The organism is Neobacillus bataviensis (assembly GCF_019969725.1).
Genome location: NZ_JAHXYW010000014.1, coordinates 17,550 through 41,755, shown reverse-complemented (window position 1 = coordinate 41,755; position 24,206 = coordinate 17,550). Strand labels below are relative to the sequence as shown.

At 42.8% G+C, this 24,206-nt stretch carries 23 protein-coding genes; 15 read left to right on the top strand and 8 right to left on the bottom strand.

Annotation, left to right across the window (positions count from 1 at the left end):
- Nucleotides 1–26 precede the first annotated feature (26 nt).
- The 12 genes from LC455_RS25715 (at nt 27) to LC455_RS25660 (ending at nt 14,378) form a co-directional block, all read left to right on the top strand.
- Nucleotides 27–1,223 (top strand): MFS transporter, encoded by a 1,197-nt coding sequence (locus LC455_RS25715; protein WP_223595290.1) that lies wholly within the window; start codon nt 27–29, stop codon nt 1,221–1,223.
- 316 nt (nt 1,224–1,539) lie between these two features.
- Nucleotides 1,540–2,715 (top strand): ABC transporter substrate-binding protein, encoded by a 1,176-nt coding sequence (locus LC455_RS25710; RefSeq protein WP_223595289.1) that lies wholly within the window; start codon nt 1,540–1,542, stop codon nt 2,713–2,715.
- Nucleotides 2,716–2,987: 272 nt separating this feature from the next.
- Nucleotides 2,988–3,866 carry a branched-chain amino acid ABC transporter permease gene (locus LC455_RS25705; protein ID WP_223595287.1) on the top strand — a complete coding sequence of 293 codons (879 nt, stop codon included), beginning with the start codon at nt 2,988–2,990 and terminating at the stop codon, nt 3,864–3,866.
- 15 nt (nt 3,867–3,881) lie between these two features.
- Nucleotides 3,882–4,856 carry a branched-chain amino acid ABC transporter permease gene (locus tag LC455_RS25700; protein ID WP_223595285.1) on the top strand — a complete coding sequence of 325 codons (975 nt, stop codon included), beginning with the start codon at nt 3,882–3,884 and terminating at the stop codon, nt 4,854–4,856.
- Entirely contained in the window at nt 4,831–5,610 is a 780-nt protein-coding gene (locus LC455_RS25695; RefSeq protein ID WP_223595415.1) for an ABC transporter ATP-binding protein, read from the top strand. Before LC455_RS25700 ends, LC455_RS25695 begins: the two co-directional genes overlap by 26 nt.
- A gap of 1 nt (nt 5,611) precedes the next feature.
- Nucleotides 5,612–6,319, top strand: a complete 708-nt coding sequence (locus LC455_RS25690; protein ID WP_223595283.1) for an ABC transporter ATP-binding protein — start codon at nt 5,612–5,614, stop codon at nt 6,317–6,319.
- Nucleotides 6,320–6,866: 547 nt separating this feature from the next.
- Nucleotides 6,867–8,732: a GAF domain-containing sensor histidine kinase gene (locus tag LC455_RS25685; RefSeq protein ID WP_223595280.1), complete on the top strand. Its 1,866-nt coding sequence runs from the start codon at nt 6,867–6,869 to the stop codon at nt 8,730–8,732.
- Complete coding sequence (locus tag LC455_RS25680; RefSeq protein WP_223595279.1) at nt 8,707–9,357, top strand: response regulator; 651 nt, start codon at nt 8,707–8,709, stop codon at nt 9,355–9,357. Before LC455_RS25685 ends, LC455_RS25680 begins: the two co-directional genes overlap by 26 nt.
- Nucleotides 9,358–9,554: 197 nt before the next feature.
- Complete coding sequence (locus LC455_RS25675) at nt 9,555–12,017, top strand: S8 family serine peptidase (protein ID WP_223595274.1); 2,463 nt, start codon at nt 9,555–9,557, stop codon at nt 12,015–12,017.
- Nucleotides 12,018–12,088: 71 nt separating this feature from the next.
- Nucleotides 12,089–12,574 carry a Cys-tRNA(Pro) deacylase gene (gene ybaK, locus LC455_RS25670; protein WP_440446427.1) on the top strand — a complete coding sequence of 162 codons (486 nt, stop codon included), beginning with the start codon at nt 12,089–12,091 and terminating at the stop codon, nt 12,572–12,574.
- An 89-nt stretch (nt 12,575–12,663) separates the two neighbouring features.
- Nucleotides 12,664–13,767, top strand: coding sequence for a PRK06851 family protein (locus tag LC455_RS25665; protein ID WP_223595270.1), 1,104 nt, complete (start codon nt 12,664–12,666; stop codon nt 13,765–13,767).
- 134 nt (nt 13,768–13,901) lie between these two features.
- Nucleotides 13,902–14,378: a transporter gene (locus LC455_RS25660; RefSeq protein WP_223595269.1), complete on the top strand. Its 477-nt coding sequence runs from the start codon at nt 13,902–13,904 to the stop codon at nt 14,376–14,378.
- 51 nt (nt 14,379–14,429) lie between these two features.
- On the opposite strand, the gene LC455_RS25655 is transcribed toward LC455_RS25660, so the two are convergent.
- Entirely contained in the window at nt 14,430–14,585 is a 156-nt protein-coding gene (locus LC455_RS25655; RefSeq protein ID WP_223595268.1) for a hypothetical protein, read from the bottom strand.
- A gap of 131 nt (nt 14,586–14,716) precedes the next feature.
- On the opposite strand from LC455_RS25655, the gene LC455_RS25650 reads away from it, so the two are divergent.
- The 3 genes from LC455_RS25650 to LC455_RS25640 all read left to right on the top strand — a co-directional run bounded on the left by LC455_RS25650 (nt 14,717) and on the right by LC455_RS25640 (nt 17,388).
- Nucleotides 14,717–15,379: a DNA alkylation repair protein gene (locus tag LC455_RS25650; protein ID WP_223595267.1), complete on the top strand. Its 663-nt coding sequence runs from the start codon at nt 14,717–14,719 to the stop codon at nt 15,377–15,379.
- Between the two features lie 69 nt (nt 15,380–15,448).
- Nucleotides 15,449–16,303, top strand: a complete 855-nt coding sequence (locus tag LC455_RS25645) for an HAD family hydrolase (RefSeq protein ID WP_223595265.1) — start codon at nt 15,449–15,451, stop codon at nt 16,301–16,303.
- A gap of 14 nt (nt 16,304–16,317) precedes the next feature.
- A complete protein-coding gene (locus LC455_RS25640; RefSeq protein WP_223595262.1) occupies nt 16,318–17,388 on the top strand; it encodes a PQQ-dependent sugar dehydrogenase in 1,071 nt (356 codons plus the stop codon).
- A gap of 134 nt (nt 17,389–17,522) precedes the next feature.
- Here the strand turns inward: LC455_RS25640 and LC455_RS25635 are convergent, their stop codons facing one another.
- The 7 genes from LC455_RS25635 to LC455_RS25605 all read right to left on the bottom strand — a co-directional run bounded on the left by LC455_RS25635 (nt 17,523) and on the right by LC455_RS25605 (nt 24,180).
- Nucleotides 17,523–18,425, bottom strand: coding sequence for a FixH family protein (locus LC455_RS25635; RefSeq protein ID WP_223595260.1), 903 nt, complete (start codon nt 18,423–18,425; stop codon nt 17,523–17,525).
- A complete protein-coding gene (locus LC455_RS25630) occupies nt 18,422–19,099 on the bottom strand; it encodes an ABC transporter ATP-binding protein (RefSeq protein WP_223595256.1) in 678 nt (225 codons plus the stop codon). Before LC455_RS25630 ends, LC455_RS25635 begins: the two co-directional genes overlap by 4 nt.
- Nucleotides 19,096–19,893, bottom strand: coding sequence for an ABC transporter permease (locus tag LC455_RS25625; protein WP_223595254.1), 798 nt, complete (start codon nt 19,891–19,893; stop codon nt 19,096–19,098). The genes LC455_RS25630 and LC455_RS25625 overlap by 4 nt, the downstream gene beginning before the upstream one ends.
- The gene (gene nosD, locus LC455_RS25620) at nt 19,857–21,197 is read right to left on the bottom strand and encodes a nitrous oxide reductase family maturation protein NosD (RefSeq protein ID WP_223595252.1); all 1,341 of its coding nucleotides are present in this window, start codon (nt 21,195–21,197) and stop codon (nt 19,857–19,859) included. Before nosD ends, LC455_RS25625 begins: the two co-directional genes overlap by 37 nt.
- Before the next feature lies 1 nt (nt 21,198).
- Nucleotides 21,199–21,768, bottom strand: coding sequence for a hypothetical protein (locus tag LC455_RS25615; protein WP_263297907.1), 570 nt, complete (start codon nt 21,766–21,768; stop codon nt 21,199–21,201).
- 79 nt (nt 21,769–21,847) lie between these two features.
- The gene (gene nosZ / locus LC455_RS25610) at nt 21,848–23,716 is read right to left on the bottom strand and encodes a Sec-dependent nitrous-oxide reductase (protein ID WP_223595251.1); all 1,869 of its coding nucleotides are present in this window, start codon (nt 23,714–23,716) and stop codon (nt 21,848–21,850) included.
- Nucleotides 23,717–23,736: 20 nt separating this feature from the next.
- The gene (locus tag LC455_RS25605; RefSeq protein ID WP_223595250.1) at nt 23,737–24,180 is read right to left on the bottom strand and encodes a cytochrome c; all 444 of its coding nucleotides are present in this window, start codon (nt 24,178–24,180) and stop codon (nt 23,737–23,739) included.
- Nucleotides 24,181–24,206: the final 26 nt, after the last annotated feature.

Here is a 24,206-nt window from a genome sequence, read left to right as displayed (position 1 = left end):
GAACGCTACAGCATAGGGGGATTTTAATGGACAAAAAGGAAATATCAGGCCGTAAATTACTTGGCATTGCCGGGATGGGCTGGATGTTTGATGCCATGGATGTCGGAATGCTTTCCTTCATCATTGCGGCTTTAAAAGTAGAATGGAATCTAACCCCGGGGCAGATGGGCTGGATTGGCAGCATCAATTCTATTGGAATGGCTGTCGGTGCCCTGCTTTTCGGCGTAATGGCTGACCGTATCGGGCGGAAAAATGTCTTTATTATTACGTTATTATTATTTTCAATTGGCAGTGGCGCCTCTGCATTTACGTCAACGTTAACTGTCTTTTTAATTTTTAGATTTTTAATAGGAATGGGCTTGGGGGGAGAACTCCCTGTCGCTTCCACTCTCGTATCCGAAAGTGTTCCGCCGGAAAAACGCGGCCGAATTGTCGTCCTTTTGGAAAGCTTTTGGGCGGGCGGCTGGCTGATTGCAGCCCTGATTTCTTATTTTGTCATTCCTAAGTTTGGCTGGCAGACGGCTTTAATCATTAGTGCCATCCCTGCTCTTTATGCCCTATACTTACGAATAGGGCTTCCGGATTCACCGCGGTTTTCAGCCATAAAAGAAAAAATTTCTGTTTTCCAAAGTCTTTCGAAACTTTGGTCAAAAGAGCATGGACGCCAAACGGCGATGCTATGGGTTTTGTGGTTTTGCGTCGTCTTCTCTTATTACGGGATGTTTCTCTGGCTGCCAAGCGTGATGGTGATGAAGGGCTTTAGTTTAATTAAAAGCTTTGAATATGTCCTGATCATGACACTGGCCCAATTGCCGGGTTATTTTACCGCTGCCTGGTTTATTGAAAAATTTGGCCGGAAATTTGTATTAGTTGTTTATTTATTCGGTACTGCTGCCAGCGCTTATTTCTTTGGCACCGCCGAATCAACCGCCCTTTTGATGACCTCTGGAATCCTGCTTTCCTTCTTTAATCTTGGAGCCTGGGGCGGCCTATATGCCTATACTCCTGAACAATATCCAACGATTATTCGCGGGACAGGTGCTGGTATGGCTGCTTCTTTTGGGCGAATTGGAGGGGTGCTGGGTCCATTATTAGTGGGTTATCTTGTAGCCCAAAAAATGTCGATTCAGTCCATCTTTACGATCTTTTGTATCTCTATCATTATTGGAGCGTTAACAGTATTGTTTTTTGGAAAAGAAACAAAAAACAAAGAATTGGTATAACAATTTGTTGAGAGGGATCCCCTTTTGGGGTCTCTTTTTTTTCAATTTAAGAGGAAAGAAATATATTTAGACAAAATATTAATCTGATTATAACCCTTTTAATGGAAAAGTAAATTCTTATTCACTTTAATTGAATAAAGCTTTAAAATGTACGAAAACCGAAAAAAATATTATTTTCAAAATTATTTTAAAATAACGCAGAAATAGACTAGACGAACTATAAAATTTTAGATACAATGTTTTCAGAATATTATATGTTTTTAAAACAGTAGCACAAAAGGTTGGGAAAATTTTTCGGAAAAACAGGGGGTAAAGTATGAGGAAGAAAAAGGTAGCTGGAATTTTTATGTCGCTGATGATGGCGGCAGTCGTAATGGCAGGCTGTGGCTCTGCGAGCACGAGCGGAGATGCTGAAAAGGGCGGCACAATCAAGATCGGTGCAAACCTAGAGCTATCCGGCGGTGTAGCTTCTTACGGCCAGTCTGTAAAAGAAGGTGTTGAATTAGCCTTTGAAGAAATCAACAAAAAAGGTATTGACGGCAAGAAATTAAAATTAGTGGCAGTTGATAATAAATCAGATGCTGCAGAAGCAACAAACGGTGCTATTAAGCTAGTCAGCCAAGATAAGGTATCAGCAATCATCGGTTCCGCAACAAGTACAAATACCCTAGCCCAAGTTCAAATTGCCCAAGATAACAAAGTTCCATTAATTACACCAACTGCTACTAACGCAACAATTACAAACAAAGACGGTAAGGTAAATGACTTTGTATTCCGTACTTGCTTTATCGACCCATTCCAAGGTACTGTTGCTGCAACTTTTGCACTAGATACTCTAAAGGTTAAATCTGCAGCCGTTATTATCGACAGCTCTAGTGACTATTCAAAAGGCCTAGCGTCTTCCTTTAAAGCGAACTTTAAGAAAAATGGCGGTACTATCGTTGCAGAAGAAGCATATGTAGCAAAGGATACAGATTTTAATGCAATCCTAACAAATATTAAAGCAAAAAATCCAGATTACGTGTTCCTTCCTGGATTCTATGAAGAAGTTGGTCTAATCGTAAAGCAGGCTCGTGCTCTTGGTATTAATGTTCCAATTATGGGCGGCGATGGCTGGGATTCTCCTAAACTAGTAGAAATTGCTGGTGCCGATCCGCTTAAAAATACATTTATCACAAACCACTATTCTTCTGGTGATAGCGATAAGAAGGTTCAGGAATTCGTATCTGCATTTAAAGCTAAGTATGATGGTAAATCACCTGATGCCTTTGCTGCTTTAGGTTATGATACTGCTTACTTCGTTGCCGATGCCATTAAGCGTGCAGGAAGCAGCGATCCTAAGAAAATTCAAAAAGCCCTTGAATCAACTGACGGTCTTCAACTTGTATCTGGAAACTTAAAGCTTGATAAAAACCATGATCCAATTAAAGCCGCAGTAATTCTTGAGTACGTAAACGGTCAACAACAATTTAAGACAAAAGTAAATCCTTAATCTAGAAAAGCGAAAGCGCCTTGACCGGGGGCGACAAGCATAAGACGAGCCGGCGGGAAGGCTGCTTTTTAACCTTCTCGACGGATTGGCTGTAGACCTGCGAGCCCCTAGGCGCTGTAGCTAGACAATTTCTATAAGTGTTTTAATTGGATAGGGAGCGAAATGCCTCCCTATTCCAATTTATTAGAAATAAACACTTTTTCCACCATGTTAACCTAGTTAACGCCTAATTTTTTAAAAAAGTTGAGTCCTTCTAAAGGAGTGTTACACAAATGGAAATCATACAGCAGCTAGTCAACGGAGTTTCCTTAGGCAGTATTTACGCTTTAATTGCCTTAGGGTACACAATGGTATATGGTATCGTAAAATTAATTAACTTTGCCCATGGGGACGTCTTCATGGTTGGTGCATTTATCGGATTTTATTGTATTTCAATTTTTCATTTAGGATTTTTCCCAGCATTAGTGATTGCCATGGTGGCCTGTGCTATTTTTGGAGTCTTAATTGAACGGATTGCCTATAAGCCGCTAAGAAATGCGACAAGGATTGCGGCGCTGATTACAGCGATTGGTGTATCCCTGTTTATCGAATACGGAACAATTTATGCCCGCGGTGCACAGCCGGAAGCATATCCAAGCAACATCGTTCCACTAAAGAGCTTAGAGATTTTTGGTGTTAAGATCAGCGGACAATCTCTTTTAATCTTAGGTACATCCGTTTTCTTAATGATTTTACTGCAATTTATCGTTCATAAAACCAAAATTGGTAAAGCAATGCGTGCGGTATCACACGATATGGACGCTGCAAGATTGATGGGAATCAATGTAAATAATACGATTTCTGCAACTTTTGCGATTGGTTCTGCCCTTGCTGGAGCAGCAGGCGTTATTTTCGGAATGTACTACACAAAAATTGAGCCATTAATGGGAATTATCCCAGGTCTTAAGGCTTTCGTTGCTGCCGTTTTAGGCGGAATTGGCATTATCCCTGGTGCAATGACAGGCGGTTTATTACTAGGTGTTATCGAGGCCCTTGTAAGTGCATCCGGATATTCTTTATGGCGTGACGGTGTAGCCTTTGTTGTCTTAATTCTAATTTTAATTTTCCGACCAGCAGGTTTATTTGGTAAAAATGTCAGGGAAAAAGTCTAGGGGGTGGCTAAAGCGATGAAAACATTAAAACAAACAAAGACTTTTTGGATTTGGATCGCTGCTGCCGTTGTTTTTGCAGTAGTAACACAGTTTTTAATTAACGGAGGTACATTAAACTCCTTCTATGTAAACACACTCTTCTTTATCGGTATTAATATCATTCTTGCGGCTAGTCTTCACTTAATCATCGGGATTACAGGACAGTTTTCAATTGGACATGCTGGATTCCTTGCCGTAGGTGCCTATGCTTCGGCAATCGTAACAACTAAATTAAGTCTGCCATTCCCGGTCGCTTTAATTGCAGGCGGTATCGTCGCGGCAATTGCCGGATTAGTTATTGGTATCCCTACACTAAGATTAAGAGGCGACTATCTTGCCATTGCAACATTAGGTTTTGGCGAGATTATGAGAATTGTATTTTTAAATATGGATTATGTAGGCGGAGCAAGCGGTATGACCGTTGCCCACCTGATCACATGGCCTTGGCTGTTTGCATGCGTACTGATTACAATTGTTGTCATCGTTAACTTTACGAATTCTACTCATGGACGAGCGTGTATTTCGGTCAGGGAAAATGAAATTGCCGCAGATGCCATGGGAATCAATACAACTTATTACAAGGTTATGGCTTTTGTTATCGGTGCTTTCTTTGCCGGTATTGCTGGTGCCTTACATGCTCATAACTTTTATATTATCCAGCCGACAAACTTTGGCTTCTTGAAATCCTTTGATATTTTAATTTTCGTCGTGCTTGGCGGTCTTGGCAGTATGTCTGGTGCCGTTATCGCAGCCATACTATTAACGATTATCTCAACTTTCCTTGCCGATTTTCCAGAGGTTCGGATGGTCGTTTACAGCCTTGTGTTAATTGCAATGATGCTTTTCCGCCCACAAGGATTGTTAGGAACAAGAGAAATTACCTCATTCTTCAAGGTTGGTAAGTCTGCTAAGGGAGGTTCTCATGATGCAAGCAAACAAACCGTTGCTTAAAGTAGATAATGTAGGAATCCGATTTGGCGGATTAAAGGCTGTATCAGATGTAAACGTGGAATTAAATCAGGGTGAACTTGTCGGTTTAATTGGCCCAAACGGTGCTGGAAAGACGACATTTTTCAATCTTTTAACAGGTGTCTATATCCCTACGGAGGGAAGCATTTCGCTCGATGGCGAAAAACTAAATGGGCAAGCACCCTATAAAATTACGAAAAAAGGCATCAGCCGTACATTCCAAAATATCCGTTTGTTCAGTGAATTATCGGTATTGGATAATGTAAAGGTAGCCTATCATTCTCATGCCAAACATTCGATCTTGAGCTCAATCTTCCGCCTTCCTTCCCACTTTTCCGGGGAAAGGGAAATGGAAGAAAGAGCGATTGAATTTTTAAAAATCTTTAAACTTGATGAGGTCATGCATGAGAAAGCAAAGAACCTGCCATACGGCCAGCAGCGCCGCCTGGAGATTTCCAGGGCACTCGCAGCCAATCCAAAGCTGCTTCTGCTAGATGAGCCTGCAGCAGGGATGAATCCGCAGGAAACAGAGGAACTTATGAATCTAATTGCCTTGATTCGTGAGCGCTTCTCCTTAACTATTCTCTTGATTGAGCATGATATGCCCCTAGTCATGGGAGTGTGTGAAAGAATTTATGTACTTGACCACGGTCAACTGATTGCCAGCGGTACTCCAGAGGAAATCAGAAATAATCCAAAAGTCATCGAAGCGTACTTAGGCGAGGAGGTCTCTTAAAATGCTAAAAGTCAACGATATAAATGTCTACTACGGAAACATACATGCATTGAAGGGAGTATCCCTCGATATCAACCAAGGTGAGATTGTTACACTGATTGGTGCTAACGGAGCTGGAAAAAGTACTCTTTTAAAAACGATTTCCGGCTTATTGAAGCCGAAGAACGGTGAAATTGTTTTTAAAGACGAGCACATTGCCGGCAAGGTTCCGCAATTGATCGTGAAAAGAGGCCTATGTCAGGTACCAGAAGGGCGTCGTGTTTTTTCCAACATGTCGGTTGAAGAGAACCTTGAATTAGGGGCTTACCTGCGTAATGATAAAAAAGGCATTCGCGAAGATTTTGAAAAAGTCTATCAACTTTTCCCGCGTTTGCATGAACGCCGCAAGCAGCTGTCAGGAACTTTATCCGGTGGCGAGCAGCAGATGCTGGCAATGGGCCGTGCGTTAATGGCACAGCCTCGTCTATTGCTTTTGGATGAACCTTCGATGGGTCTTGCACCTTTATTAGTAAAACAGATTTTTAACATCATCGAAGAAATCAATAAAACAGGTACAACAATCCTGTTGGTCGAACAGAATGCCAACATGGCCTTATCAATTGCTGACCGTGCCTATGTCATCGAGACTGGGAAAATTGTTGCCTCTGGCTCGGCTGCAGAACTTAGTGCAAGTGATCAAATTAGAAACGCCTATCTGGGCGGGCATTAAAAAAGGGAATCGGAGTTTTCCGGTCCCTTTTTCCTTTTATATTTTCATTTTCCTACGCTCCGGTTCGAGTTTGAATTACCGGCGAAGTTTTGGCTGAAGCTGATTTCTAATTTTATTGGCATAATCAACATAGAGCTGCTCTAAGCCTACCAGGTAATCAATCTTTGCCGATATAGGCCATCGATTTTTCTATCTTCCACTTAATGTCTTCATACCCTATCAGATCAATCAAGTGATATTTTAATTTTGTTAACGATTGATTTTACTACAAAGGTACTAATGGAGAATAATCCATTTAGCAAATGGAAAATATGGGTATTCTGTGTGATAATGTTACTATCAAACCTCCACCAGGTTTGCGGGACCCAGTATCGGTAAGTGTAAACATTGTGCCGGTCTGGGCTTTTTTGTGAGGTTAAGAGGCTGGGAAATATCTGCTTGCCCAAAGGCTTCACTCGACTTCGATAATTGTTTTTCTTATATCATTCCATTACAATAATAATTGACAGAAAATTATGTTATTTGTAATAAAATGTGGAGGTGCATCATGACCAATTCTGAGATTTTGCATAAGAAGGAACGACTCGCAAGGTTCTTTTTGCTGTTGACATCTATTATAGGAACGGTGATTTTCATCCAATTTGGACTGTTAAAATTAACGTCGCCGAAAGAGCCGATGATTTTTGCTCTATTAGTGATTTTCCTTTTTATCGTCGAGTTCTTCCCCCTCCCAATTTGGAAAGGTACCGTAACGATTTCTTTTTCGCTTGTTTATGCCATATTCATCATGGATGGACTTGCGTTTACTCTTGTATTTTACGGTTTGATCGTTGCAGCCGTTAATCTTATTAAAAGACGCCCATTACGACTTGTTTTTTTTAACCCGGCTCTCTTGGTAATTAGCTTCTTTCTCGCATACATACTAAGCATGTCCTTGTTTCCAGCTCTGCCGATTGCAGACCAATCAAAAGTAGTAAGAGGAACAGTCTTTTTCACTCTTCTGATGATTCCTTTTTATGTGATTAATAACATCCTAGTCGATATTTTGCTTGTACTTCGGCCGCAAACCTATAGTTTTAAAGCATGGAAGCGCAAGTCATTGCAGGAAATGAATAGTTTTTTTATTTCGTATGCCTATCTCATTCTGTTTCATTTTTTAGGTAACCAAAACAGAGGCGAAATTGATGCCATTTCCTTTTTCTTCTTTTTCTCACCGTTGGTTTGCTTTGCCCTGCTAAGCTCGATCATTGCTAATATGAAAAGGGAAAAAGCTAAATTAAAAGCGCTTTTCAGTATTTCCTCGGAATTAAATAAAAAAATTGCTGCTGCCGATTGGATGATCTTTTTAACCGAAAATCTCCAAGAATTTATTGATGTTGATGCTTGGGTTTTATGGAAAAGAGAAGAAAACGTTTGGAAATTAAAGACGGCCTCCGGACTTCTTAAGGAGGGGTGGACTTTATCTAAGCAAATGGCCGATTCCCTGGATGAACTTATGCAATTAACGGTCTATCACAATACGAAAAAAGCAACGGGTCCTGTTGGGGAAATTTTTAAGGAAGAAATTGCTTCGCTGTTATATGCACCATTGATGCTAGAGAAAGAACTGGTCGGCATGTTTGTGTTTGGCAGAATCCGTACGAAAAGCTTTGCCGAGGAGGATATGCAGTCAGCAGCGACACTTGCCAATCAGATGGCCGTCCTGATCAAAACGAGATGGTTATTTGCCGAGCAGGAAAAACGATTAATTTTAGAAGAAAGAAATCGAATTGCCCGTGAAATCCACGACGGGGTTGCCCAGTCGCTTGCCGGGGCGATTATGAATTTAGAGACGGCTCAGCGAAAATTTGCGAAGATGCCCGAGGATTCTTTCCGCTTAATGAATGGCAGCACGGAAAAGCTGAGGAGAAGCCTTAAGGAGGTCAGGGAATCGATCTATGCGCTCCGGCCTTATCCAACGGAACGTGTCGGTTTGCTTACGGCTGTTTCCACGAAGATTAAAGCAGTGGAGCTGGAAGCAAAAATCCCTATTTCCTTAGAAACGAGGGGACCAGAGTTTCAGTTAAGTCCAATGGTGGAAAAAATTATGTTTGAGATTTGCCGGGAAAGTGTGCAAAATGCGATCAAGCATGCTGATGCTTCCAAATTAGATATTCTCTTAAGCTATCAAAAAGAGCATGTCTTATTAAAGGTGAAGGATAATGGCAAAGGATTTTCGCTTTTCCAGGCAATGATAAAGGCACGCGAACACCCGCATTTCGGAATCTTGCATATGAATGAAGCGGCTGAAAAAATCCAGGCCACCCTCCAGGTTGACAGCAAGGAAGGGGCTGGGACAGAAATTACCTTAACAGTACCAAGGATGGGGATTGAAGGGAGTGAATTGCGTGATCAAGCTTATGTTAGTCGATGATCATGCCGTCTTACGGGATGGGTTAAAGAATATTTTAGATATGGAAACAGATATTGAAGTGGTCGCAGAAGCTGTAAATGGGAATGATGCCATCGCCAAGGTGAAGGAAGAGCAGCCTGACGTCATTTTGATGGATATTAATATCCCGGAGAAAAACGGTATTGAAGCCACAAGTATCATTAAGCAGCTTTATCCATCAGTAAAAATATTAATGCTGACGATGTATGACCATGATGAATACTTTATGTCGGCGATTCGTGAAGGGGCGGATGGTTATCTTCTAAAGGATGCCCCTTCACAACAGGTGGTTGATGCCATCCGTGCGGTTGCGGGCGGGCAATCGGTGATTCATCCTACGATGACCAAGAAGTTTCTTGCCTTTCAACAGCCAAAAGCGGCAGAGCCTGTTGAGGAGAAAGTGGATGGTGCCCTGACTGGAAGAGAAAAAGAGGTTCTTCTTTGCCTTGTAAAGGGGATGAATAATAAGGAAATTGCTGGTTCCCTTTACATAAGCGACAAAACCGTTAAAATTCATGTGTCAAACATATTCAAAAAACTAGGCGTCAAAAGCCGTTCCCAGGTCGTCATCTACGCCGTTCAAAACCAGCTCGTCCCATTGACATAAGGTGTCAGGCACCATGTGAAATCTTCACATGGTGCCTGACACCTTTTTTAACCTTTTGGTCTGGTTAATATTACTTTTGTACGAGTTGAAAATAGTACCTTTTCTTTTTTTAATTACTCCCTTTGTTGAATAGTAAGCTGGTCTGAATTTTTAGACAATAGTCCTATCATATGTAATTTGGAAAAGGGGAATGGAATGTGAAAAGGTGGTTTTCAGGCTTACTTGCTTTCTTATTACTGTTTTCGCTCGTTTTACCAAATCTATCAAAGGCACATGCCTCGGTTACATCTGCGGTTCTTGATAGTAAACTAGTTAAAGCACTAGAATCTGCAACAGAACCTTTGCAGGTTATCGTGAGCTTTGACGGCCATGGTGCTCCGACAAAGGGCAATTTGGATTTATTGAAGGGCCTTGGAATTGCCAAAGGAATAACGATGAAGGCATTACCGATGGCTGGAATTGTTGCCACAAAGGATCAAATTAATAAGCTGGCTGCTTCGCCTGGAGTTAAGTCCATTTATTTAAATCATAAACTAGAATATTACAATGCTGATGCTACCAATATTACAGGGGTAGATAAGGCTCGCACAGACGCTGCAATGCAAAAAGCAAACGGCGGCCTTCCATTAACCGGTAAGGGTGTAGGGGTTGTCATTAACGATAGCGGCGTGGATGGAACACATAAAGATTTGCAGTTTGGCACTCATGTTGTTCAAAACGTGATGGCGAGCCTAAATTTAAACAGCTTGGAACCGAGCTTGCTTCCCATTACGTATGTTGAAAATGTACCAAACACTGACACGAATTCTGGCCATGGAACCCATGTTGCCGGGATTGTCGGCGGAACCGGCGCAGCCTCTAACGGAAAATATGAAGGTGTCGCCCCGGGTGCAACCTTAATCGGGTATGGATCTGGTGCTGCCTTACTGGTACTCGATGGAATTGGCGGCTTCGATTATGCCATTACCCACCAGTCTCAATACAATATTCGCGTGATAACAAACTCTTGGGGCTCTTCCGGCGATTTTGATCCGAATGACCCTATTAATTTAGCAAGTAAAGCGGCCTATGACCGCGGCATTACCGTATTGTTTGCAGCAGGAAATGAAGGTCCTGGCGAAAACACTCATAATCCATATGCAAAGGCACCATGGGTCATTTCCGTGGCGGCCGGTGAAAAGGATGGCTCACTAGCAGACTTTTCTTCGCGGGGAACTAAGGGTGTCGGAGGCACGTTTGAACTGGATGGCCGCACATGGACTTGGAAGGATGAGCCAAGTGTTACCGCCCCTGGGGTGGACATTATCTCGACACGGGCAGTGGCCCCGGTATCTTCGTTAGCGGCAACGGATGACGCCGCGATGATTGAACCGGCTTACCTCCCATACTATACGGTGATGAGTGGTACTTCCATGGCAACGCCGCATGTTGCCGGGATTGTCGCCCTTCTCCTTGAAACAAAGCCAACGTTAACGCCGGATGAAATTAAGAAGGTGTTGCAGGATACCGCGACGAATATGCCTGGATATGAAACGTGGGAAGTCGGAAGCGGGTATGTTAACGCTTATGCGGCGCTGGATGCAGTTCTTTTTGGCAGTACCTACGGAAAGACCGTGAATGCGAATCAAACATTTAATAGCAATGCAGCTTCTTCTGTTGAAAGGTCGCTCTTTCAAGTAGACTATAACCCATTGCTGTCAACGTCAAACACCTACTCGTTTGATGTCCCGGCAGGTGTCTCCCAATTATCAGCCCGAATTGATGCTTATGGATTACTTGGTCAAACCGGGAACCCTGTCAACCTTATATTAACGGCGCCGGATGGCACGGAATACAGCTCAGGGATCAGCCTATTGTTTACGCTTTATCCCGACCGTACGGCGACAGTCAATTCACCAATGGCTGGTACATGGCAGGTAAAGATTGATGGTTTACACTATAATACGGCCAATCTGGTTGGTGTCGGCTTGCCTGAAACGATCCAGGGGACGATTTCTGTAGCGAAGGTCAATGGTTTTTCAGGTTTGAATGATATTGCCGGCAGCCCTGCAGCCTCCGCGATTCAAATGGCGGTAAGTGAACGATTAGTAGATGGTTATGCGGATGGATCATTTAAGCCGCAGCAGAATCTGCTAAGGAAGGATTTATCCCGGTTTTTAGTAATGGGAACTGGAATTCGTCAAAGCCAGGCTCCTGCCTTGAAGGATGTTCAGCCAGCTGACGTTCCGTTTGTTAAGGCAGTTACGGCCAAAGGGGCTGCCATTCGTGATGGTTTACAGACGCAGAGCGGCGTTATGCTCCAGGATTCGGCCGGTAATTTTAATCCAAACGGTGAGGTCACCCGTGCGGAGCTCGCCTACTCGCTTGTGCAGGCGCTTGGTTTAGAAAAACAGGCAAAGGATTTCAGCGGTGATACGGTAACGGTGCTTTATAAGGATGAGCGGATTCCTTTGAAGGATAATGCGTCTATTCCCGCAACACTTAAAGGTTATGTCCAAACAGCGCTTGACCTCAATATTTTAAATGCCACTTTTGCTGTAAAACAAGGACCTTACGATTTTGTGCCAACTGTCGAAGCCAGCTTTGATCCAGCGAAAAAAGTGACAAGAGGCGACTATGCGGTTGCCGTAACGCGTTACTTTCAGGCGTGGCTGCAATAATCGTTTTTGGAGGAGAGCTTGACTGTGAGCTCTTCTCTTTTTTTTGATAAAATAGTATTCAAAAAAGAAGGATGATCAAATTGGCACTGGCAAAAACAAATGCAATGCGGATATTGGATGCAAAAAAGGTCCAGTATGACATGCTTACATACGACAACAAAGATGGAAAAATTGACGGTGTTTCCGTGGCTGAAAAAATTGGCAAGGATATAAAAGAGGTCTATAAAACGCTTGTTGCACAGGGAGCGAGCAAAAATATTTATGTTTACGTTATTCCGGTTGCAGAAGAACTGGACTTAAAAAAAGCGGCGAAGGCAGCTGGAGAGAAAAAAGTTGAAATGCTTCCGATGAAGGATATTCAAAAATGGACGGGCTACATTCGCGGCGGCTGCTCCCCCATCGGCATGAAAAAGGAATATAAGACCTTTATTGATGAAAGCAGCCGCGAGATCCAGACAATTGTTGTAAGTGCCGGAAAAATTGGGATGCAAATCGTCCTCACCCCTGCAACTTTAAAGGAAGTAACAAACGCATGTCTTACCGATATTCTTAAATAATTTTCATAGGCATTCACCTATAAATGACAAAAGCATAAGATAGGGTGAAATAAACTTAAGCTTTCGTCATAAAAAGGGAGTGTTGAAGAGTGGCAGGTAAAATTAAGAATTATTTTGCCGGCGGTAATACAGCTAGGGGGTTCCACAATCTGTACGATTCAAATCTCCAAGGACTTGACCGGATATTTATTTTAAAAGGCGGGCCTGGAACAGGTAAATCCTCGCTGATGAAAAAAATTGGCAATGAGTGGGTTGGAAAAGGCTTCGATATCGAGTTTCTCCATTGCTCATCAGATAATAATTCCATTGATGGTGTAATTATTCCGGCGTTGAAGGTGGGAATAGTCGATGGAACCGCGCCGCACGTCATTGAACCGAAGGCACCTGGTGCAGTCGAAGAATACATTAACCTTGGCGAGGCTTGGAATGCCAAGGCCCTAGCTATTCATAAAAGCACGATATTAAAATTAACAAAGCAAATCAATCAGTCCTTCCATAAGGCCTATGATACGTTCAAGGAAGCTCTGGATATCCATGACGATTGGGAAAAAATTTATATCAACAGCATGGATTTCAAAAAAGCTGATCAATTAACGAACAAATTAATTGATACGTTCTTTGGGAAAATGAAGCTCAGTAAACAATCCGATATCCGTCATCGCTTTTTAGGGGCGGCAACGCCAAAAGGCGCCGTTGATTTTGTTCCCAATCTAACAGAAGAGATTCCGAAGCGTTATTTTATTAAAGGACGTCCTGGTTCAGGAAAGTCTACCATGCTGAAAAAGCTGGCGGCCGCTGCTGAAACGAGAGGCGTTGACACTGAAATATACCATTGCGGTTTTGACCCTCATAGTTTAGATATGGTTATTTTTAGAGAACTGGGGATCGCCATTTTTGACAGCACTGCACCTCATGAGTATTTCCCGAGCCGCGACGGCGATGAAATCATTGATATGTATGAATTGTTAATTGCTCACGGTACAGATGAAATTTTTGAAGATATCCTCAGTAAAATTGCAGCTAACTATAAAAGCAAAATGCAGGAGGCAACCTCCTATTTGGCGAAGGCAAAAGAACTGCATGATGAGTTAGAAGAAATTTATATTGCAGCCATGGATTTTTCCGTTGTGGAGGGAATTCAGAATGAAATTGCCGAAGAAATAAGAAATTTAGCTGCTGCCAGGGTTGAATAGGACTGAGATTTCACCAAAATAGGCCGATTGCATACATTAGAGGGAATACAAATAGAAGGGGGTTTTGTGCCTTGGATTATTTGAATTACCCTTATGGCTACGGCCTAATACATGGTATTTCTCATGAAGATTATTTGCGTCAGACACAGTTTCAAGGAGGAGGCCAGCATCAACCGTCAGGACCGCCGCCGCAGAGCGGGGTTCAACACATGCCGCCGCACGGGGGTGGCCAACATCAACCACCACACGGAGGATTTCCGCCGCCGCCACCGCCGCACGGGGGTGGTCAGCATCAACCACCACACGGGGGATTCCCGCCACCACCACCGTATGGGGGAGGGCAGCATGGCGGACAGCATGGAGGACCTCCGACTGCCCCGCCGCCGGGCTTTATACCACATGAACAAGCGGGATTATATGCGGTCGACCCAGGCGGCATCAGACCGTGCCTCTACCGTTACACCTATATTTGGTTAAGGAATGGAAAGAACTTCTGGTACTATCCAACCTATGTGGGCAGAACGTCCATCGCCGGTTACCGCTGGCGCGGCTACCACTGGCAATATTATGGAATAGATTTAGACCGAATTCGCTCCTTTACCTGCCATTAATTTCAAAAAAAAATCGGCTTTCAATGGAGAAAGCCGATTTTTTTGCTAGATTTATGCATGTGGATTAGTTTTGCTTTGCTGGCCTTTATTGCGCTTGTTCCCTTTACTGTTATCGCCGCTTACAAATTCATTGGCAAATTCTGCTTCCGCGTGTCCTGCCTGCGGAGAATTTTGGTTGCCGCTGCCTTTATTAAATTTCTTTGTCAATGATTTGACCTCCTTCCTTATCCACTTTTAGTTTGGCATTGGTAAATTCGTTTATACGGAGGGTATCGAAATAAATAGAAACGGAAAAAAGTTAAAAAGAGAATAATTTATAAGGGAGAGGAGTGATTTTTTTGCAGCTAGATTTGTTAACCAATCTTTTCGAAAAAAACCGCAATGAAATAAATGCCGGGCCAATGGAAAGCTATATGAAGGGTCAATTTCCCTTCTTAGGAATTAAGTCTCCCTTGCGTAAAGAGCTTGAAAAGCAATTTTTTAAAGAGAGCGGGATTCTAAAAGAACCATTTAATAGAGATTTTGTCAGCGAGCTTTGGGACAAGCCTGAAAGGGAATATCAATATACAGCCCTTATTTATATAGAAAAATCGCTTAAAAAGCTGGAAAAACAGGATTTGGAATTCATGAAGCGGCTGATTATGACGAAATCATGGTGGGATACCGTGGATGCGATCTCCCCAAAAGCGGTCGGGAAAATCGCTCAAAAATACCCTGAAGTCATTGAGGAAACGCTAAATGGCTGGGCAGAACACGATTATATTTGGCTTCGCCGGGCGGCAATCCTTTTTCAATTAAAATATAAAGAGAAAACGATTGAAGAATTGCTTTATCAGTACATTAAGCTCAATGCTGACAGCAAGGAATTTTTTATCCAAAAGGCGATCGGCTGGGCGTTACGGGAATATTCCAAGACAAATCCCGCATCGGTAAAGGCGTTTATCGAAGGTCACCGGTTAGCATCCTTAAGTGTACGCGAAGGCAGCAAGTATGTTGGCTAAGCCTTCTGGAGGAAAATTACCAGCCAATCATGTTAGAATGGCAATATCAAAAAATAGGAGCTGGACAACATGATTAAGTGTATTGCATCAGATATGGATGGAACCTTATTAAACAGTATTCAACAAATCACACGGGAAAATAAAGCGGCCATTTTAAAAGCGCAGGCGCAGGGGATCGAGTTTGTCGTCGCGACAGGAAGGTCGTATCAGGAGGCAACCTTCGTGTTGGCTGAGTCGGACCTAAAATGCCCGATTATTTGTGTGAACGGGGCGGAGGTACGCTCGAAGGATGGCGAGATTATTTCTGCAAACTCAATTAGCAAGGAATTGGCAAGGGAAGCAGCGGCCACGCTAACGGAGCATGATATTTATTTTGAAGTCTACACAAACCAAGGTACGTTCTCGCTTGATTCGGAAAAAGCAGTTTCGATTCTTGTTGATATTGTGATGAGCGCGAATCCGGATTTGGATCAAGAGGAGATTGTTTATAAGGCAGGTGCACGGGTACGTAATGGCCTAGTTCATGAAGTTGGGGATTACGAGATGATTTTTGCAGATGAAAATCACCAGATTTATAAATTGCTGGCGTTCTCCTTTGACGCAGACAGACTTGAAGAGGCTAACAATGCCCTTGCTGCAATAGAAGAATTGGAGATTTCCTCATCTGGTCATGAAAACATTGAAATTACCCATAAAAATGCCCAAAAGGGAATTGCGCTGGAGTCCTTTGTGAAAACAAACGGGATTGATTTATCTGAGACAATGGCGATGGGAGATAATTTGAATGATGTTTCGATGTTCGAACGGGTAGGAAGAGCGGTCGCAATGGGCAATGCCAGCTACTACATAAAGTCACTTTGTGACCACGTGACAGACACCAATGAAGAAAGTGGAGTGGCAAAGGCGATATTAGAAGTCCTATAGGAAGGAAGGGATTTATGTACAAGGTTGGTTCCGGATTACTAATGATGTTGCTGCTGTCATCAGGCTGTTCCTTTTTTGAAAAAAAAGAAGCGAAACCGGAAGACAAAGAGGTTATTATCGGGCAGCCAGAGGTGGAAGTGGTGGCGGAGAATTTGTCTGTCCCATGGTCAATTGATAAGCTGAATCAAGCTTTCTACATCAGTGAACGAACCGGAAGTATTGTGAAGGTTGAAAATGGTAAAACGGAACGGCAGCCAGTGCGGCTGGCACATCCGCTTGCGAAGGCGGCGGAGGCAGGGCTGCTTGGCTTTGTACTAGATCCTCACTTTTCTGCCAGCCATCAGGCCTTTGCTTATTACACCTATGAGGATGGTAATGGGCAATTTAATCGCGTTATTGTGTTAAAACAAAAGGGTCAAGAATGGGCAGAGGAAAAAGTTCTTTTGGACCGGATTCCAAGCGCGGCTTTCCATCATGGCGGCAGGCTGAAAATCGGTCCTGACGGCAAGCTTTATATTACGACTGGTGACGCAACCGTACCGTCAACAGCTCAAAGGCTGAATTCGCTGAATGGGAAAATATTACGAATGAATATAGACGGGACTGTTCCTGGGGATAATCCATTTCCGAATTCTTTTATATACAGCTACGGCCACCGCAATCCGCAGGGATTGGTGTGGATGCAAGGCAGGCTTTATTCCAGTGAGCATGGCCAATCGGCCCATGATGAAATCAATGTGATTAAACCGGGGGCTAATTTTGGCTGGCCCATGATTCAAGGTATGGAGCAGAAAGCTGGAATGGAAGCGCCTCTTTATCAATCCGGTGATGAAACATGGGCCCCTTCGGGAATGGCTGCAGCAAATGGCAAGCTATATGCGGCCACATTAAGGGGCAATGCCGTCCGTGAATTTACGCTGTCAGAAAATAAGACGAGGCCAGTCATTACAGGATTAGGCCGGATTCGCGACCTCTACGTCGACGGAGACTATCTTTATTTCGTCAGCAACAACACTGATGGCAGAGGTAACCCGGATGAAACAGACGATAAACTGTACCGTGTCCTTCTGAACGAACTAAAATAAAGGGTCTGTTATAGGGCATTGCTGATCTTTAACACTGTTGATTGGGGCGGAAAGCGAAGCGCCTGGAACGCAAATCAACAACAAAGTTTAACATAGCCAAAATTAAAGCATCGCGGCGATGAACCGCGGTGCTATTATAATACTTCTATATTTAACGAGTTTACCTGGGAAACTAATAGCTCTTCGTAAGCCTTTTGAGCAAGATAATAGACTTCTTGTTCGCCGACATTCGGATTGTCCTTTTTAACCTTTTCAATGACGTCCTTTTGTACCTTTTGAGAAAGAACGATTAATTGATACTGCTGCTTTTCGGTTGCCCAAAACTTGTCTTCGCCATACTCTTGGATTAAACTCTTGGCGGACTCGAATTGATTATATTGATCGCGGGCTTTAGCAACGGCCTGTTCAACTTCGGCACCTGCTGCCTTATGTCCTTTTTCATTGGCCAGCATCGCCATTGCGCGTAAGCGGATAATTTGCGTTAATAATTGGTTTTTATCATCATTGATTTTTTCCTGTGAATCAAGATAGGCCAGTTCTTCCTCTAACTGCTTGCCGGTATATTTTTTCTTGGCCGCCTCGCGGTTGATTTCCAGTTGCAGCTTATTAATAAACTGATAAAAAGCAATGTCATCATTTGTGATCCATTCACCATTAATTTTGGCCACACCTTTAGGCTTTGTGACATTAAGGTTGATGACTTTCTCCGTTTTTTCTCCATCATTTTTGAGCGTAAACGCCGCTTCATATTTACCGCCCATTGGCAGCTTCACATTACCTGAGTAAGTGCCATTTTTCCCTTCCTCTAACTTCACATCATAGGTGCCATGGTCCATATTTGTCATCGATATCTGAGCTGACACATCCAGTCCCTTCACCGTTTTTTTATTTTCGGTTACTTTAATTTCAAACGGCAGCGCCGTGTCTTTTTGGAAATAAAGAACTTTTGTCACTTCGATTTTATATTCAGGCCCCTTGCTGCAGCCGGCCAACATGGCAATCAAAAGCAGCAAGGGGAAGATTAGGCGTTTCATCATGACTCATTCCCTCCTAATTGGTGAGTTTTTAAAAATTTCTCAACTGTATATTTTTCCATTTTTCCATTATCTAAATAAGCAACGTGTGTGCAGACCTGCTTGATTTCATCGAGATGGTGCGAGGAGAGCAGGATGGTCTTATCATGAAGATTCCGTAGGACCTCCAAAATTTCCTTTCTTCCCATCGGGTCTATGCCGCTTGTCGGTTCATCAAGAATCAGAATGTTCGAATCCTGATAGAGGGTGATGGCTAAGCCAAGGCGCTGCAGCATTCCTTTTGAGTAGGACTTAATCTGTACATCCCGGTCATCCCAAAGACTTACCGATTTCAAAACCTGTTCCATCCGGCCAAGGTCAGCCTTTTTAAAAACAGCTTCCGCAAAAAACGTCATATTTTCAAGCCCGGTCAGCATCGGATACAGCATAAATTTTTCCGGAAGATATGCAATGGTCTTTTTCCATACCTGACTTTTTTTCGTGACTTCGATTCCGTTTATCGAAATAGTCCCCTGTTTAACCGGGAGCAGTCCGAGCAGGCTGTTAATAAATGTCGACTTACCGGCCCCGTTTCGGCCGACAAGGGTACAGATTTCATTTTTTTCAATCTCGATTGAAATCGAATCCAATACCGTCTTTTTTCCGAAGGATTGGTTTAAATTTGTCACTTTAATCATTCGTAGCCCTCCTTTCGGTTAAAAACAATCGCTGTACTAAAAGAAACAGCAAGCCAGAAAATCAAATTTCCGAGTAAAAAGAACACGGGCTTCGTCCACATAAACGCTTGTAAAAGCCTTGACATATGGCCGAAGGAATAGACGCCCATGCCGGTTTCTAAAAACATCCTGACTGCCTGCAGCGGATTTAAGAAATAAACCGCTGAGAAAAATTTGACATTTTCATACTGAACATCTGGCAAAAAGGATAGCAGAATAAAATCATGCAAGAAGAAAAAGTAGAACCAGACAAAAATCGTAATCCCTAAAATTTGCATCCGTGAGCGGCTAAAGCTGCCAATCGCAGTGCCCATTTGCAAAAACACCAGCGCCATGCAAATAACGGCAATCATAAACATCAGATAGCTTTTGATATCGAGTTGAAAGTTAAATTTTAATAATAATAGATAGATAAAAAACCAAGTAAGGATCGGAACAAGTACAACGGTATAAAGCCCCAGGCTTTTTCGAGCCAAAAAGCTGGAGTAATTGTCCTTCTTCGTCAGCAGCATAATCAGCGTTTTTTGTTCCTTTTCCTGAAAAATTGAAAAGGCGCCGATAAACAAACACAGGATTGGGATAAAGTAGATCAGCGTATCGAACAAATTGATTAATAGAATATAAAAGCCTTTATCAAATGAAAGGTTGGTCGAGCGGAACAAAATACTAATGCTTAAGAGCACGATAATGCTTAAACTGAGCCACAGGCCTTTACCCCTTATATTTTCCTTCCATTCCTTCCAAATGTAATGCATAGCCGTTGTCTCTCCTTTAGTAAAATCAATACCACAAGCACCCCTAACACGAAAAATAGAATCGTATGCGGCTTGCCTTTTGCGGCAGCTAACGGGTGTGGATCCTTAAACATCGTATCCTCATCCTTCAGCGTGGCATTGATTTTTTCATAGATCGATATTGCTGGACTTTTTAAAAATAAATACGTTAGTTCCTGATCCTCAATTAATTGATATAACGAGGAACGATAGGTGACCGGAAAATCTCCGATGCCGTCCTGGTTTAAATCGGTGAGCGGAAACGCGCGTCCCCAATCATTGCCTTTCCCATGCTTGCTCCAGGAATTATGCTCGCCTGTACCGCCAAGGGTTACAGCAGGAATCGTATTTTCAGAGATGTGATTTAACGTGAACGTCTGGTCATTGGAGCTGGCCCAAAGCTCAATGCCAATTTGGTTCTGGACGATATGGTTGTTCTTAATGGTGTTTCGCGTTGCCTGATCAATGTACAGGCCCCGTTGGTTCATATAAAATGTGTTACCCGCTATATAATTATCATTGGCCTGCAGAAGCATTAAGCCAAACGATTGATTTCCATAGTTAACGATAAATTGATTATCTTCTAATTTAAGATGGTTTGAGTTCATGATGGCAGCTCCGCCAGTGTTCATGGTAAAGGTATTTTTCTTAAAAATATTTTCATCGGAATACATATAGTGCAAGCCATACCGGGTATTGCTGATATTGTTTTCATAGCTTTTATTGTTGTTAGCATAATCGAAGAACATCCCGTCGCGGGTGCCGTCGATCATATTGTGCTCGAGCAGATTATCATTGGCATAATAAATGTGAAGTCCATTCCCCTGGGCGGCAATTTCGCCTTTGCCCATGCCTTTGATGTTATTATTACGGATGATATTATGGTGTGCCTGACTTAAATAAATCCCGTGAAAGGAATGGCGGATCAAGACATTCTCCACCACATTATTGTTTGTATAGATCTTGATGCCTGCATATTCTTCAGCCGAATTACGGTCCATACTGCTGTGGGTCACGGCTAGGTGGCTAAGCTTCACATTTGGAGCTTTAATGGAAATGACATTTCCCGTTCCGTCTCCCTTGATCACGGTATTACTAGAACCCATAATCGTCATACTTTTGTTGATGACGATATTGCCTTCATACGTTTTATCTTCCAGTCTCAATACCGCTCCCTCTTTCATGGAGTCGATAATTGCCTGAAGGTTTTCGGCTGCCATATTTTTCTCAGGTTTCACGAATAAAAAGAGAGAAAAAACTAAAGAGATGAGCGTGAGTTTTTTCATTTTACTTTCGATCCTTCCATAACGGAATTAGTAATAATAGAAACGCCGCAATCACGAGATACATTCCAGTCCCAAACAGGCTGGTTGTATGAAAGTTGGCAATCGTATTGTGACCCAAAATCGGCGGGATAAAGGGATCAATTTTAATCGGTGCTTCTGGGCTTAAATTCGTTCCAAATTTTTTCAAGGCAGAATGGAGATCAAGAACGCCAAGCAGGCCGCCAATGGCAAAAACGCCAATCAATCCATAAAGAACCGGCTTTTTCCGAAGCAGCGCTGTTAATAGAGTAATAGCTGCTAAGCCTCCAATTAAATAAGGCAGATACTGAAGCTCGGGGAAGTTTGCTTCACTGAAGTTGGCCATTCCGATATAGTGATTCAGTCCGTTCACGATATCAATTTGACCCTCAAGCTTATTCGGAAAAACAATAATATTTAGCCCTTCTGGATATTGCGGGGCAATGAACACCATTTTCCACCACGGGAAAAAGAGAGAGCCTGCAATCAAAATGGCTGATACCGTTAAAATTAAGGAAGAAACCACTGATAACTTTTTACTGGTGCCAATCAAGTTAACCACTCCTAATATAGTGTTAATTAAGAAAAAGGCGAGGGTACCAATTGATTGAATTGATACCCATCACCAATGACTAATTCTTTGGTTTTACTAGGAAGTAACCAGTCATTTCCTGGTGTAGTGCGGAACAGAAGTTTGAACAGTAAAGAGGGAAGGTACCGGCTTTTTTGGCGGTAAATTCCATTGTATTTGTCTGGCCAGGCTGTACTTCCATGTTTAAGTTATAGCTATTGATAGCAAAGCCGTGGGTGATGTCTTCATCGAAATCAATGTTGGTCAAATGGATGGTGACTTGATCGCCCTCATTGACTTCAATCACATCAGGACGTTTTGCTTTCGCATCAAAGATAAACTTCGAGCGCATCGCGATTCCGTATACATCGACCTTGTTTCCATTGCGGACAATTCTTGCATCAGACTTTTTATAAACAGCGTCTTTATTCTTTTCATCCTTAGGGTACACGTTAATCGTCTTGATCTTATCGGCTTTAATCATTTGTGCGTAGTGCGGTTCTGGGTTAACCGGAGCAGATTGGATGACCTTCATTTTGCCGCTGATGTCGATTAACTGCATGGACTCAGGGTGTGAAGGACCAACAGACAGGTAGCTGTCTTTCGCAATCTTGTTAAGGGCAACCAGATATTTACCGTCCGGTGCAACCGTGTCACCTTCAGCAGCAACAGAGTGACCTGGAGAGTATTGTACAGGCACACGGTCTAAAGTTTTACCAGTGTTTGGATCCCATTTTACAACCTCAGAAGAGATGAACATCGTTGTATACGCCATGCCTTTGTCATCAAATTGAGTATGAAGCGGTCCAAGAGCGTTTTCTGGGTTAACTTCTCTTTCCATAACAGATTTGTAGTTAAGAATCGGAATACCGTTGCGGTCGCCGGCAAAGTCTTTGTTTTCAATCGCCTTAAATGCTTTTTCAAATGAGAATACAGTCATCGTAGGTGCCAGTTTACCGGAAGCAATGAAGCGTGTGCCGTCTGGCGTTACGTCAACGCCGTGCGGTGACTTCGCCACCGGAATTAAATAGATGCCGCCTTTTTGTTTTTCAGGGAAAATCATTTTTTGGCCGTTAACATCCTCATACTTGCCGTCCTTGACCATTTTCTCAAGCTCTTTCCAGTTAAAAAGAACAATATAGTCACGGTCTGCTTGTGACGCGTTAATTTCAAGGTTTGTAGTTGATTCTTCCGTATTATAAGTCGTTAATACAGCCCAATCCTTGGAGATTTTTTTACCAGCATCAGATAGGTCGTAGGACCATGGCGGAAGCGCCACTTGGTAAGCAATATTGAGCTTTTCTTTGTTTTGGTCGAACGTTACGGCAGACATTACACCCCGGTATTTCGTGCTGTAGTCATCCAGTGATTCGTACTTTTGACCAAGCGGTACAGCGAAACGAGTTGGCAGGAACATGTACTCGGTATTTTCGGTAACGAAGGCCGCACAGTGCGGGCCGCTTGTGTTCGGAACTTGAATAATGTCTTTGACTGTGAAGGTTTTTAAATCCATGGCCGCCGCACGGCTGTTACCAACGTCCGTTGCAAACATAAATTTACCGTCATAGTCACCGTTTGTTTCTGAGAAGGCAGGGTGGTGAAGGTCTCCCCATGTATAGTCACCCATTAATTTCTTGGAGTGCTCATCAAAGCCATATCCTGTTGCCGAATCTGGTGAGAATACAGGAACAGTACGAATATGTCGCATTGATGGAACACCGTAAATAAACATTTGTCCTGAGTGTCCGCCGGAGGCGAATAAATAGTAATCATCTTTTTTACCAAATGGAACATATACCTTTTCTGCATCGCTTTTGTTGCTGGCGGATGCAGCTTCCGTATTGGTTTTTGAGGAAAAATCAGCAAACGAGATTGTCGCAGCTACAAAGCCGGCAAGTAATCCCGATGCAATTGGAATCCATTTTTTCATTTTCTTACACCACCTTTTGATTATTTTGCTTCAGATGCTTGCTTCAGAAGATCAAGGACCTGCTTGCGCTCGTCATCTGTTAATGGATTTTTACCGATGACGCCAGACATAACGGCTGAAGTAGGCGCCTTAAGGAATTCTTCAATTGGTTTGCCGTGCTTGCCTTCTACATTTACAAAGGCTTGGGAAAGATCCGGTCCGACGGCACCGCCTTTTAGATTAAGAGCTTCCACGCTGTGACAGCCAAGGCATCCTTTTTTATTTAGGATGTTATCCTCGTTTGCCGATGAAGTTTTTGCGGGTTCCTCTTTAGCTTCTGTGGTTGTAGTCTTTGTTTGCTTTGAATCAGCTTGAGCAGTTTGCGGCTGTTTTGCGGAGTCTCCCATGATGACCCCAAAAACAAGGTAGCCTAAACCAAAGCCAAGCAGCGCGCAAATGACAAAATTCATAATGGCTTTATTCATTTTGATTTGACCCTCCTTTTTGTCTA